Here is a 14,371-nt window from a genome sequence, read left to right on the forward strand (position 1 = left end):
GGTTAAGCCTTTAATCTCATTACAAATGACACAGCATCGGGGCGCGCATCATTTGTAAACTCAGGTGTGTCTAACGACTCAGTAATCCCTTTTGACACACCGGGTTCAAACTTATAGCTATCATTCTCTGTTAACTGTTTAGAATAATCAGTAACCTGTTTACCGCTATAAAGCCGCCTTAATTGCTTACATTCTTGCTGTATATGAAAATGATCTGAAATAACATTTTGCTGCACAAAAAAGTCACTCGTTTGTAGCTTGAATAAATGCTTAATTGCATTATTTACGTCGTTCTCTCTACACGCATGCAAGTACAAATACACGGTGTTATCTGCAAGGCTAAATACATCCCCTTCACGCTTAATATGAAACAAGTGTAAAGGGTGAATGGGCTCTATGCGGGGTAATAACTCAAGCTTAACCAATACGCCGCTAACACCCAGATTAACAGCAGAGTCACTATGAACCTCTACTTGGCGCGTAAATTCATCAAAAGGTAAATAGCCTTTAGAAAACGTATTTTCTGTATATTTAAGAACGTGCTCGACAGATGGCGGTAACGGTCTAGAAAATTGAAACCCTTGAATAGATTGAATTTGAGATAATAATCGCGAAGGTTCAGAAAAGCTATACAAAATAAGGTTAACGCCTAAAGTTAAAAATAAACATTCATCTTGATGGCGAATAACGCCATCAACATTTTGTACTACCAATTTCAACCAACGACCGCAGCTTTTCCTCAGTTCAAAGCACTGTTTACCAAGCAGTGCTAAATCTGTGTAACGCGTAACAGCAAACACCAATGTTGCCGCTTTTAATTTGGGGCCTTTGTCAAACAGCTCATTATTGTCTTTTGCGGTATAATAATGCGTAGGCAATTTTGTACCGATTGGCACAGCGCTTTGCACTAACCAAACATCGTCCTCATCTGGAAAATGCGAGCCATTGAATACTTTTAGATCGTTTACAGTTCCCTCTTGTACCAAAAACTGATTATCTTCAAGCGACAGTTGAAACTGCATATCAGCAAATACACCCGTAGTGTGGTGCCAATAATCGTACTCTAAAACGCGGGTAGCGGAATCATTATCTACAAAAATTAATCCATCAAAAGATTTATTAAGCTGCCTTATTAAAAATCGATAGTGTGTTACTTCTGGACCAGATAGCAAAAATAATAAGGTAACCCCTGTTTTTTTTGCAAACTCACTGTAATCGTTCATTATTGCTTTTGTGCTAGCTTCGGTTGCTGAACTAAGTAGCTCTGTGTTGAAGTGAATAAACACTAGCGCATTTTTTAATTTTTTATACGCGCCTATCTCTTTAATTATACCTTTGTTTATTCGCTCTATTGAGTAATGCTGTGTCTCAGATGAGAGAGAAAATGGATGAACTTTACTGCGTTTGTACGCAGTATTAATTGCTGCAGAAAATGACGACTCAAAAAAAGATTCAACATCTTGAGAAACAATGTAAATATCGTTTGCGCAATTTTGGTTAATTGCATGTAAAGCAAACTCAACTACAAAATTGTCTAAAGGCGCTAAAACAGCATAACTTGAAGCCGATTTTAACTCTTTTGCAGCCGGCTCTAAACCCGTTATGTTAAAGTTATGCACTTAAAAAGCCCTCAAAAAAAATACTTTTTTACTAGTTTTACCCGCTATTCTATATATAATAGCCAAATATTGTCCACTTTTAATAAAAATAAATATTACGCTTACAAAGGTTGTGATGAACAATTTAGCTACAAAAAGCTCACAAATACTCACATCAAGTGACATAGAAAACCTAGCTCGCCGTTTTGGTGGGAAAAGTGACGACTACATAGAAATTATGAATACACAAAAAAATCAAAAAACAATTAACAAGTATGCGCTATTGAAAGAAATTGATGACGCATTAAAAACATCTAAAGAAAAAAAATAAAAAAGGTAAACTCCATTGCAAAGGATTTTTATTAAAGGTATCAAAGGCGGCGTAGGTAGCACATCAGTTGTTGCAAACTTAGCGTGCGTTTTGAAAAAATCTGATGTTGATGTGGTTGCCATAGACCTAGATGCTAAAAGTGACCTTGGTTTGCACTTTGGCCTTAAGTGGACAGCCACAAAAGGTTGGAGCAACGAGAGTACTTTTGACGATGCGTTATTGCATTTTCGCAAAGACAGCGATGGCGTTCTTTTTTTACCCCATGGCGATAACGAAGCAACGTTAGATGAAATTATAGCCACAATTAACAATTGCAAAAAGCTGGACTATAAAGAATCTGCTTGGATAATATTCGACTGCCCTTCACACATTAATATTTCTCACTACCCGTTGGAAGAAAACGATATTGTTATTGAGCTAGTCACTTGCGATGCAATTTGTCATAGCCTCATATACAAGCGCCTACAAACCCTTAAGTCAGTAGAGTCAAGTTGGAAACACTTTTTTGTTGTTAATCGTTACAACGCAGCCTCAGTGTTAGAATTTGATCTATTTTCTCTTTGGCAATCTACATTGCCATTTATGGCGCCGTTTTTTATCAACAGTGATGAAGTTATTAAAGAGGCCACAGCTAATCGTAATGTAGCCCTTAATTGCGCACCATACAGTGTAGCGAACGATGACTTTGAAACACTGGCTGGTTGGCTTGTAAGTAAGGCGGCGAACTGACGATGAGCTTTACTCTTTTTTACAAAAGGCCCATACACAGTACATTGTATATTCTTTTGAGTATATTATTCACTGATAAGCTTGTGCGTTACATTTTATTTAAATTTCATAGTTACTTTAACCAGCACAAGGTTAATGTAATTGAAGCATTTTTAATGCCCTTCATAACTTTGTTCGGTTCATTATTTGTGAACATAAAAAAGAACAAAGAAAACTTTGAGTTAGCGTTATATAACTATTATCCACACTTAAGGTTACCATATAGAACTTATATCTATTCCAATATTATACGCTTTGTTATTCAGAGCATATTTTTGCTTTTTGCTGTTCATAAACCCAAAAAAAAATCAGTGTCTATAAAAAAGCATGCTGTAAATTATTTTTATGATGGAGTCAGTTACAGCCTAAGGCAACTTCGTTGGTACGACCTTAAATTAGGCCGATTAATAAGGCGCCTTTTTTCCAAAAACAACAAGCCTAAAAAAAGTGCTTTTAAAACAATGGCCGACGCTCGTATTTGGCAGAACAAACTTATTAAATACATCGTTGTTGCACTGATATTATTCTTGCTTGCCATATTTGTTACTATTCCCTTTAGCCTTGAAGCGCAAGCGGTGTTTATTAGCTTTATTTTACTGGTTGCTTACGCGCTCAAACGCGTAAAAGGCCACATGGCCACGATTGTAATGATCACCTTATCTGTCACTACATCTTCTCGATACTTGTGGTGGCGATACACTGAAACACTTAACTGGGATGACCCTTTAGCACTTACATTAGGTGCAGGCTTGTTACTAGCAGAAACATACGCATGGATGGTACTTATCTTAGGTTTTTTTCAAACTATTAACCCACTTGAAAGAAAACCTGTCATGTTGCCAAAAAATACTGACTTATGGCCAACGGTAGATATTTACATTCCTACTTACAACGAGCCTTTAAGTGTTGTAAGGCCGACTACCCTTGCCGCTTTAAGCATAGATTGGCCAGCAGATAAACTAAAAGTCTATATTTTAGATGATGGTAAACGCCCTGAGTTTGGTGAATTTGCTAAACAAGTTGGTGCAGGTTATTTAACAAGACCAGATAATAACCATGCAAAAGCCGGTAACATGAATAGTGCTATGCGCTACACAGATGGTGACTATATTGCCATTTTTGATTGCGACCACGTACCTGCTCGTTCATTTTTGCAAATGACTATGGGACAGTTTTTAAAAGACAGTAAAGTGTGTTTAGTACAAACACCACATCATTTTTTCTCAGCAGATCCATTTGAGAGAAACTTAAATAACCACAGTCAAATTCCAAATGAAAACATGTTGTTTTACGGGCTTATTCAAGACGGAAACGATATGTGGGATGCTACGTTCTTTTGTGGTTCGTGTGCGGTACTCAAAAGAGAAGCGCTTGATGAAATAGGTGGCTTTGCTTTTGAAACCGTCACCGAGGATGCTCATACTGCACTGCGAATGCAACGCGCAGGTTATAAAACTGCCTATATAAATATTCCTCAAGCTGCTGGCCTTGCCACTGACAGTTTATCGGCTCATATTGGCCAGCGAATTCGTTGGGCACGGGGCATGGCGCAAATATTTAGGCTCGATAACCCGCTGTTAGGCAAAGGCTTGAACATCCCTCAGCGACTTTGTTACTTAAATGCTATGCTGCATTTTCTATCAGGTATTCCGCGCATTGTATTTTTAACCGCGCCCCTGGCACTTATATACTTTAATGCATACATTATTTACGCGCCATTTTTAGCTATTTTTATCTACGTTGTACCTACACTTATTCAGATAAAAGCTACTAACTCACGAATACAAGGTAAGTATCGCTATTCGTTTTGGGGCGAAGTTTACGAATCTGTGCTTGCTTGGTACATATTAAAGCCAACAACAGTTGCTTTGTTTAATCCAAACAAAGGTAAATTTAACGTTACCGAAAAAGGTGGCTTAAACGATAAAGAGCATTATGACTGGGGTATTTCTAAGCCATATTTGGTTTTACTCGCCATTAATTTAGTAGGTATGTTAATCGGTATTTTGCGCCTGTTTTTTGGCGACCCTACGCAAGTTGGTGTACTGCTGATTAGTATGGGGTGGGCGCTTTATAATATTATCATTTTGGGTGCTGCGGTTGCCGTGGCAGCAGAAGCACGCCAAGTGAGGCATTCACACCGCATTAAAGCAAACTTCCCAGCGGGAGTTCGTTTAGCAAATGGCCACACATTAAAAGTAAAAATTACAGATTACTCCGATAACGGCGTAGGAATAGAAACCGACCATGCACATGCTTGTCGTGTAAACGATAAAATAGAATTATTAATGAGCCGCGGTAATAAGCAATTTTCGTTTACTACCCATGTTTGTAATACTCGGGGTAATCAAATTGGCTTAACCATTAAAGATTTATCTCTTGAAAAACAGCGCGCGTTTATACAATGTACATTTTCACGAGCTGATGCGTGGCTTGACTGGCAAAATAACTTTAGACATGACCGCCCATCTTACAGTTTTAAAGAAGTGCAAAAAACAAGCCTCAGAGGGTTTAGTAACTTGCTATTCCACGCACCAAGAGTGCTTCAACCTATCATTCAGTTTATGACTAATTTAGTTGTATACGTAAACTCATTTACTCCAAAAAGACCAATAGTGCATAATAATTATGATTAAAAAGTTGCTTAATATATCCCTAACATTGTCGCTTATTTGTTGCGCTTACTTTGCGCATGCAATTGAGCCATTACAAAATAAATCAATGTTCATTAATGGATACCCTGAGAGCGCTCAGGTGTCGAGTTTACGCTTAGAGTTTGAAGCGTTAGGCTTTACAGGTTTTAGGCTCAACGGGGTAAATAATAACTCCCGCGTTGACTTTACAAACCGAATAGATAAATTGAGCACCAATTTAAAGCTTAACTTTTCGTATACTAACTCGCCTTCATTAATCGCGAATGTTTCGCACTTAAAAGTATACTTTAATGATAATTTAGTCACTGTTTTACCTATTAACGAACAACTTAGTATTGTAAAGAACACAGTGCAGCACAGCCTCGATCTTAACGCTAAATACATTCAAGATTACAACCAAGTCCGCTTTGAATTGGTTGGTTATTACGACCTTAGATGTCAAGACTACTTCAGCCGCACCATTTGGACAGAAATAAATAAATCAAGCAACATAACGCTCGATCAAAAGCAGCTTGCTATTGATAGTCGTTTAGAATACCTCCCAGAGCCGTTTTTTGATGAAAAGGATTACAACAAGCTTAACCTTCCATTTGTATTTGCTAAAACACCCAATACCCAAGCTATTGAGGCAGCAGCAACGCTATCGAGTTGGTTTGGAGCCCAAGCTGATTGGCGTGGATTTAATTTTCCCGTAACGTTAAATAAATCGCCTGATCAACACAGTGTGGTTTTTATTACTAATGATTCAAAACCTGATTTTTTGAAAGATTACCCAGATGTTGAAAAACCAACGATTGAAATTATTTCAAACCCATTTAATCGTTACTATAAAATGTTACTCATACTGGGCCGTGATGAAGCTGATTTAAAAACAGCGGTGACTGGCCTTGCGTTTGGCCACAAAGTAATGACTGGAAGAAGCGCAAGTATTGAAGCCATAAATCAGTTGCCACTTCGAAAAGCGTATGATGCACCACGCTGGCTTAGAAGCGATCGTCCAGTGCATTTTGACGAGCTTATTGACTACCCTACGCAGCTACAGGCGCAAGGCCTTAATAATGGTCCAGTAAAACTAAACATTCGCTTTGCACCTGATCTATTCACGTGGCGTGAAAGAGGAATACCTATTACTCTTCAGTACCGTAGCACGCCAGAATCAGAAGCCATCGACTCTCGTTTAAATATGCTAATAAACCAAGAATTTATAAGTGGCTTTTTACTCGATAAAAACAACGATCTATTACAAACAACGCAAGCGTTGTTGCCACTAGTTGCCAATACCGACACCACACAAAGCACAGAAGGCTTTTCTGTCAATGGCATTAATTTGGCTAACAGAAATGAGCTTAACTTTGACTTTAGGTTTGGTGTACTCAAAAAAGGCGAATGTGCTGTTGCACCTCCTGGCGGTGAGTTTGGTGTTATTGATGGCGATTCAAGCATTGACGTAAGTGAATTTGATCACTATATCGCATTACCAGATCTGAACGTATTTGCTAATAGTGGCTTTCCTTTTACCAAATATGCTGATTTACAACAAACACTTGTGCTTATTGATGAAAACCCAACACCAAATGCTTTAACCGTTTTATTTAACTTAACGGGTCACTTTGGCGCGATCACCGGTTACCCAACCCACAGAATGAGTGTTGCTCATTTAAATGAGGACGCTGATTTAGATGATAAAGACATACTCGTTATTGCTAAACCTAACAGTATTGCTAATGACTTAGATGAAGATGCACAAACAAATGTTTTGCTTAACAATAATCAGCGCGCAATTAAACAAGCAATTTATAATGGTGCATACGACGAACAAACGACCGATAAAGTAGAGGTTAGTATTAAAAGTAGTGGCGATATGGCTGTTATAACAGGGTTTCAATCACCGTTTGACTCAGACCGCTCTATCGTCTCGTTGAGTGCTACGACGCAAAATGCATTTACTATACTTGACGATGTTCTAATGAATTCAGAAAAATTAGCTCAAGTAAAAGGTAGTGCAGCCATTATCAACTCACAGGGTATTAAAACCATTCAAGTAGATGAGCAATACTTTGTAGGCCATATCCCAGTCCATACATTAGTGTGGTTTCACTTATCTGATCATCCATTTATTTTGGCATTACTGTCTATTTTAACGCTATTGCTGATCTCATTTATCTTATGGCGATTATTACAAGCACTAACTTACAAGCGTTTAGCTGAAGGAGACGAATAATGAAATCACTCGTTAATATGTTTTTTACTGTGATGGCACTATTTGCTTTCAATGCCAACGCACAAGTTGAACAGTGCGAACCTTGGCAGTCGTGGCAAGTGTTTAAAAATCATTTTATAAGCCAAGACGGCCGCGTTATTGACTTGGGCAGTGATCAAAGTATCACAACCTCTGAAGGCCAATCATATGCACTATTTTTTGCGCTTATTGCCAACGATAAAGCCGCTTTTGATTCTGTTTTAAATTGGACCCAAGAGCATTTATCAGAGGGCGATTTAAGTACGCGTTTACCAGCATGGAAATGGGGACTAGATAAAAACCGCGTAGGGGGGATTTTAGATTCAAACCCTGCGTCAGATTCAGACCTATGGATTGCCTACAGTTTATCGCAAGCGGCAATTTTATGGGATGAACGCCGCTATAGTATTTTAGCCGCAGTGCTTGCTCAACGTATAATCAGAGAAGAAACCGCCTACATAACGGGCCTTGGCCTTTCTTTACTACCCGCACCTGCCGGTTTTGAGTTTGACAATGAGCGCTATAAGCTAAATCCTAGCTACTCGCCGTTATTTATTTACCAGCAATTTAAAAAGCTTTATCCACATTCACCGTGGCACCAACTGCACGAAGGATCAGCTAAGTTAATTTTAGATACCGCACAGCAAGGCGTTAGCCCTGATTGGGTTATGTTTGATTCAAACCGCGGTTTTTACTACGACAGAAAAAATACAGATTTAGGTAGTTATAATGCAATTCGTGTTTACCTTTGGGCAAGTATGATGGCAAAAGATGCACCCTACAAACAAGAGCTTCTTGCTCAGTTTGCACCATTTGTGGACACTATTGAAGAGCGCGGCCATGTTCCTTTAAATACGTACGCTCAATCAGGTAAATCTGAAAAAAGAGGACCTTTGGGCTTTAACGCTGCCCTGTTGCCTTTGTTAGCAGAGCAAGGTAATGATGAGCTAGTAATGGCCATTCAGCAAAAGCTAATGATTGATAAGTCTTTTACACAAACACGTTATTACGACAGTGTATTGCATTTATTTGGTGAAAGTGCTGTTAACAAGCGCTTTAAAATAACGGCTGATGGAACGCTACAACCTACTTGGAGCACTGAATGTCGTTAAGGTTGGCCTTAGCTTGTACATTGGCACTAAGCACTAATTTAAATGCCGCAACAATAAATGATATTGATACACAATCGGTTGATTGGTTATTAAACCAAATTAGTATTGGTGAAGCGCAACAAAACAAAAGACTTGTTGAAGATAGCCTGCAAAAATTGGTTGCAATTGCCCCTACGCGAATAGAAACGCAATGTGCGCTTGCACATTACGACTTTACCAATGGCAATACAGACCAGGCAAACTTGTTATTAAGTAAGCTTGATAACCAACTAACACAACAAACACCTTGCGTAAAAAAACTCAAGGTTATGTCTCGTATTCAAGGTAAAGACAAGGCAGTAATTCAAGAAGCAAAGCTCCTTGCTCGTGCCGGTAGATATGAACAAGCACGTCAAATTTACAATAAAATATTTAATGATGTTTATCCTACTTTAAACTTTGAGCTTGAGCATTTAAGCTGGTATGCACAAGACAGCGCTCAATGGCAAGGGGTTAAAAATGGTTACAAGCAATTATTAAAACGCTATGACAACCTAGGCACTATAGAAGTTGCTTATGCCAGACATTTGCTAAGACGTAACCCACGCGATAAAGCAGCTATGCGTATTTTAAGTAAGTATGGATCGACATCGGGTTTTAGTGATGAAGTTGAAGGTATTTGGCTCTCTGCACTAAAAAATATGCCCATAAACAGTAATACTGACAAGCAATTTCAGCAATACTTTATACTTTACCCGTTTAGTAATAAGGGAGAGTTACAGTATCAAGACTTTAAAAAGAAATTAAAAGCACGCCAAAAATTATTAGCCGACCCGGCTTATCAGCTTTGGTTAAAAGGCAATAAGCTACTCGAACAAGAAAGATTAAATGCAGCAGAACCTCTTCTATTAAAAGCATTAAAAGGCCGCCCTACTGACGGCGAAATAATGAACAGCTTAGGCATACTTTACCTACAATTAGGGGAGCATGGTAAAGCCTATAACTATTTTACACGTGCACAAAAATACACTGCCGACTTTGCAGAGCGAAATACCCTTAAAAGCATGGCTAAAACAGCTAAGTTTTGGCTGTATATTCGCCAAGCAAGAGACGCTATAGACAGCAGTGAATTTAGAGTTGCCAAATTAAAACTCGATTTAGCCGCCGCATTAGAAGAGGAACCTAATACCGTACTGGCAAATCGTGGCACCTTACAATTTGCCCAAGGGCTATATTCACAAGCTGCGCTTACCTACCAAGTGGTGCTTAAAAGCGAGCCGTTAAACGAAGGCGCCCTATTTGGCTTACTCGAAATTGCAAAGCTTGAACAAAGTGAAAAAACGCTCACCTCTTTTTTTAATCGACTTTCATTTTCACAAAAAGAAATATTAAGAGCGTCATATTTAAGCTCATTAAGTAGCGTGTATAGAACTAAGGCAACAAAGCTAACTGAAGCTGGTGAATTAGAAGAGGCTGAAAAAATATTAAAAGAGGCTATTCAAGCAACACCAGAAGAGCCTTGGTTATATTACGACTTAGCGTTCATATATCAACAAAAAGGACTCACCGACAAAGCCCGCTCATTGTTTAATAATGTATTGTGGCAATTTCCGCTAAATTCACAGCTTAGGTATAGCCATGCACTGTTTTTGCGTGCTTTAGACGATTACCAAGGTGCGCTTGCTACGCTTCAGTATATTCCATTTAAATCTCGCGATGCTGACATTGTATCTCTTGAACAACAGTTACAACTTAATGAGTCTTTAGCACAAAGCGAACGTTTTATTAATTCTCAAAATAAAGCGGCTGCTATTTATCACTTAAGTGCGTTAGAAGCACAAAATTTAACGCCACCAATGAAAGCGGAGCTAGCACGAAGCTGGTTTAGCATAGAAGAACAAAACCACGCTTTAAAACTCATGCGTGACGCATTAGCTGAAGACCCCTCATTATCAGCCTATTGGCATATGTTGTATGGAGAATGGCTTTTAGCACAGGGTAATAAAGCTCAGACTACGGATTGGTTCAATCGTTATCGGCTTCCTGAAAATGCCTCTGAGAGTGAAATAGACCAGTTTGTGCAATTACAAAATGCCTATTATTCTGAGTATTTTAGTGGCAGTGATCTTATTGCGAAGCTAAATCAGCTTGATCAAAAATACCCAAGTTCATCAGCAACAACAACTGCGCTAATAAATGCAAACTTAGCACTTGATCAAAACCAATCAGCGATTATTTTATACGAACAAAAACTAAAAAATAATCAGTTAATTGAACCTCAAGCTTTAATGGCAATATCCAAAGCCTATAGAGCACTTGGGGATGATTTCCAAGCAAAAGAGGTCACACAGCTCGCCATTGAACAAAGTACAACGCAAGAAAGTTATTTTCAGCGTCAAATTATGGAATCGTTAAACGATTTTAATTACGCAGGTGATGCCCTTTACTTAGCCGAGCAACTTATTCAAAAAGCACCTAATGATTTAGAGCTTCGTTATTTAGGCGCGCAAGTTGCTGCTAACTTTAATGAAACAGAGCAAGCACAAACGTGGTACGCACAAACGCTTTCACCTAATCGTCAACTGAATGAAAAAGAACTCTACGCATCACTTTCGCGCATTAATGAAAACGACGAGTGGTATATAAACGGTGCCAAACGAGAACTACTCAGCCAACAAAACAAAAACCAAGCCTACATTGCTGTTGGTGTAAATTTTAGCGGACAAGTAAGTACTGAAAGTGAGGCTACATTGGGCGCTGGTTTAGTCCCTATTGAAGCTTACTTTCCGCTTTGGCAGGGGCAAGGCTTTGTAAAAATAGATCCTACAAGTATTAGCGCGCAAACAACACGATTTGACGAGCAATTTGCTGGCAGTCGATACGGTCAAGGCGCTTTGTGTATATTTACCTGTGGTATTGACGAGGTAAGTCCCGAGCAAGATGGCGTTGATATTGGCATTGGTTGGCAGAACGAAAACTGGCGCGTAGATATTGGTACAACACCACTGGGCTTTTTAATCGAAGACATTGTATGGGGTGTTAATTACTCTGACGACTTTGGTGACTTTGGCTATAGCATTGAGTTAGAAAAACGACCAGTAACCAGCTCAGTACTCGCCTATGCAGGCCTTGAAGACGTTAATACTGGTAAAATTTGGGGGGGTGTTCGCTCAACCGGTTTAACCGCTAATGTTTCTCATGATTTAGGCGGCGATTGGGGATTTTGGTCTAGTGCTGACTTTACATTGTATAAAGGTCAAAACGTAAAAGATAACCAGCGCTACCGCTTGATGGGCGGCACCTATTATCGTGTGATAAGCAATCAAGACCGCGAATTTACAGTGGGTGCAAGTTTATTGCATTGGGCCTATAAATTTAATTTAAGTGAAGAAACCTGGGGCCACGGCGGCTACTACAGCCCACAGAACTATATTGGGTTATCGGTTCCTTTGACCTACGATGCACGATGGGGTGATGACTTTGTATACCGCGTAAAAACAGGCGTGTCGTATTCACAAACTAAAACGCAAGCAATCGACTTTTTCCCTAACGATCCTGACCTTCAAGCAGAGGCCTTTGTTCGTCAACTTGAAACCGGTGTAGATCCGGCCTTTGATTCAGATACCAGTGCGGGCGTATCGTACAACTTAGAAGGCAGCTTTGAATACAGAATAACCCCACATTGGTTCTTTGGTGGTTATTTAGCTATCGACCGTTCTGACTTTTACGAACCTAATTTTGGCCAACTGTATATCCGTTACTACTTCAATCCTGTTTACGGGACACTCGAATTTCCGGGTACACCTATTATCCCTTATGCTGAGTTCTAACTTAGCATAAGGTGATACACCGCTCAGTACTTCCCCTCGCCTTGAGGTGTATGTATACTTGAGCGCAATTGTAGCTAGGATAAGGGTGTGTCTCTTACCTTGTGGTGTTATAGCCATACAGCAAATCATTATCTTAGATACAAATAATATACTGGTGGTCGAGCACTTTAACCTTATAAATAGGCTAACTTAGCTAAAGCAAAAAATTATAAGGCCACCACAACAATTCTTTAAGTTAGGAAGTAAATATGAGTTCAGCTCCAGATAGTGGCTGGTTTGGCCACCCTAAAGGACTTTCGACATTGTTCTTCACTGAAATGTGGGAACGAATGAGTTATTACGGTATGCGAGCTATGCTCGTATTATTCATGACAGCAAGCTTACAACAAGAAGGCCTTGGCTTTACGGTTGCATCAGCGGCTGCAATTTACGGTTTGTACACAGGTGCAGTATACTTTTTAGGCTTACCTGGCGGTTGGTTAGCAGATAGATTATTTGGCGGCCAAAAAGCGGTTTGGTACGGTGGTATTATCATTATGTGTGGCCACATTATTTTGGCCGTTCCACATGAATATTCATTTTTTATTGGTTTAATTTTTGTTGCAACAGGTACGGGCTTACTCAAGCCAAATATCAGTGCAATGGTAGGCCAGTTATACAGCGATGCTGATGAGCGTCGTGATGGCGGTTACGCTATTTATTACATGGGTATTAACTTGGGTTCTTTAATAGGCTACTACGTATGTGGTTACTTTATGGAGAACGTAGGTTGGCACTGGGCATTTGGTGCAGCAGCTGTTGGTATGGCCATTGGTTTAGTACAATACAAACTTACCCTTAATAACTTACCAGAGCACAGCGCTTTACCTGCAAACCCATTAAGCGCTAAAGGCACTTCACGTACATGGGGTGCTATCGCATTGTTTGTGGCTGTTGTCGCGGGCGTTACCATAGCAGCTATGACGGGTGCCATTATTATAAACCCTTCAGTTGTAGCCGGTTATACAGCTGTTATATTTACTGTTATATTCTTTGTGTACTTTGGTCTTATTTATTTTAAAGGCAAATTAACAGGCGAAGAAAAACAAAGAATGTGGGCACTATTTTTAGTCTGTGTTGCTTCTGCATGTTTTTGGTCTGGTTTTGAGCAAGCCGGTTCTTCATTAAACCTATTTGCCCGCGATTACACTGACCGACTTATTGGTACTTTTGAAATTCCAACTACGTGGTTTCAATCTTTAAATTCAATATTTATTATTGTTTTATCGCCATTTTTTGCTGCGCTTTGGATAAACCTATCTAAAAAAATGATATCGCCTACTTACAGCGTAAAATGTGCATTTGGCTTGATCATCATGGCCTCAGGCTTTTTAGTCATGTTTATGGCAGCACATTATGCAGCAGAAGGCTTAAAAGTAGCGCCTTACTGGTTGGTTACTACGTACTTTTTACACACAGTGGGTGAGCTTTGTTTAAGCCCTGTGGCATTAAGTGCAGTGAGTAAACTGTCGCCTCGTCGCTATACGGGCCAGTTAATGGGTGTGTTTGTTTTAACTTACTCTATTGGTAATGTTATCTCGGGCATACTTGCAGGTAACTTTGATCCAAATAACGTTCAAGAAATCCCTACCCTATACTTACAAATTGCATTATTTAGTATTGGTGTAGGTATTGTTTTAGTGCTTATGAGCTTTAAAGCGAAAATATGGGAAAAACAAGGATTAGAGACCTAATTCGGTTAATCCTTTTGTACTAATAATTATTTACTGCATATTCTAAATGTAGTAACAAATAAAAAATGCCCCCATAATTGTTATGGGGGCATTTTTATACAGCTATGCTCCCATACTTTTAACTGAT

8 protein-coding genes are annotated in these 14,371 nt (G+C 39.2%); 7 read left to right on the forward strand and 1 reads right to left on the reverse strand.

Annotated features, from left to right (window positions below):
• Positions 1-2: 2 nt before the first annotated feature.
• Positions 3-1,619: a cellulose biosynthesis protein BcsE gene (bcsE, locus tag R0J88_RS02960; RefSeq protein WP_006791405.1), complete on the reverse strand. Its 1,617-nt coding sequence runs from the start codon at positions 1,617-1,619 to the stop codon at positions 3-5.
• A gap of 115 nt (positions 1,620-1,734) precedes the next feature.
• On the opposite strand from bcsE, the gene bcsR reads away from it, so the two are divergent.
• The 7 genes from bcsR to R0J88_RS02995 all read left to right on the forward strand — a co-directional run bounded on the left by bcsR (position 1,735) and on the right by R0J88_RS02995 (position 14,244).
• Positions 1,735-1,929, forward strand: a complete 195-nt coding sequence (gene bcsR, locus R0J88_RS02965; RefSeq protein WP_006791406.1) for a BcsR/BcsP family cellulose biosynthesis protein — start codon at positions 1,735-1,737, stop codon at positions 1,927-1,929.
• 15 nt (positions 1,930-1,944) lie between these two features.
• Positions 1,945-2,658, forward strand: a complete 714-nt coding sequence (gene bcsQ, locus R0J88_RS02970; RefSeq protein WP_410899028.1) for a cellulose biosynthesis protein BcsQ — start codon at positions 1,945-1,947, stop codon at positions 2,656-2,658.
• 2 nt (positions 2,659-2,660) lie between these two features.
• Positions 2,661-5,333, forward strand: coding sequence for a UDP-forming cellulose synthase catalytic subunit (bcsA, locus tag R0J88_RS02975; protein WP_410899029.1), 2,673 nt, complete (start codon positions 2,661-2,663; stop codon positions 5,331-5,333).
• Complete coding sequence (gene bcsB / locus R0J88_RS02980; RefSeq protein ID WP_203986435.1) at positions 5,326-7,572, forward strand: cellulose biosynthesis cyclic di-GMP-binding regulatory protein BcsB; 2,247 nt, start codon at positions 5,326-5,328, stop codon at positions 7,570-7,572. The genes bcsA and bcsB overlap by 8 nt, the downstream gene beginning before the upstream one ends.
• Positions 7,572-8,702, forward strand: coding sequence for a cellulose synthase complex periplasmic endoglucanase BcsZ (gene bcsZ, locus R0J88_RS02985; protein ID WP_058429549.1), 1,131 nt, complete (start codon positions 7,572-7,574; stop codon positions 8,700-8,702). Before bcsB ends, bcsZ begins: the two co-directional genes overlap by 1 nt.
• The gene (locus R0J88_RS02990) at positions 8,693-12,511 is read left to right on the forward strand and encodes a cellulose synthase subunit BcsC-related outer membrane protein (protein WP_410899030.1); all 3,819 of its coding nucleotides are present in this window, start codon (positions 8,693-8,695) and stop codon (positions 12,509-12,511) included. The genes bcsZ and R0J88_RS02990 overlap by 10 nt, the downstream gene beginning before the upstream one ends.
• A gap of 248 nt (positions 12,512-12,759) precedes the next feature.
• Positions 12,760-14,244 (forward strand): peptide MFS transporter, encoded by a 1,485-nt coding sequence (locus R0J88_RS02995; RefSeq protein WP_039037791.1) that lies wholly within the window; start codon positions 12,760-12,762, stop codon positions 14,242-14,244.
• Positions 14,245-14,371: the final 127 nt, after the last annotated feature.

It is taken from the genome of Pseudoalteromonas sp. SIMBA_162 (genome assembly GCF_046535955.1).
Lineage (GTDB): Bacteria > Pseudomonadota > Gammaproteobacteria > Enterobacterales > Alteromonadaceae > Pseudoalteromonas > Pseudoalteromonas marina.

Bases quoted from the DNA above. Each gene is read 5' to 3' on its own strand.
- bcsR (WP_006791406.1), top strand. From the start codon at position 1,735: ATGAACAATTTAGCTACAAAAAGCTCACAAATACTCACATCAAGTGAC.
- bcsA (WP_410899029.1), top strand. From the start codon at position 2,661: ATGAGCTTTACTCTTTTTTACAAAAGGCCCATACACAGTACATTGTAT.
- bcsB (WP_203986435.1), top strand. From the start codon at position 5,326: ATGATTAAAAAGTTGCTTAATATATCCCTAACATTGTCGCTTATTTGT.
- bcsZ (WP_058429549.1), top strand. From the start codon at position 7,572: ATGAAATCACTCGTTAATATGTTTTTTACTGTGATGGCACTATTTGCT.
- R0J88_RS02990 (WP_410899030.1), top strand. From the start codon at position 8,693: ATGTCGTTAAGGTTGGCCTTAGCTTGTACATTGGCACTAAGCACTAAT.
- R0J88_RS02995 (WP_039037791.1), top strand. From the start codon at position 12,760: ATGAGTTCAGCTCCAGATAGTGGCTGGTTTGGCCACCCTAAAGGACTT.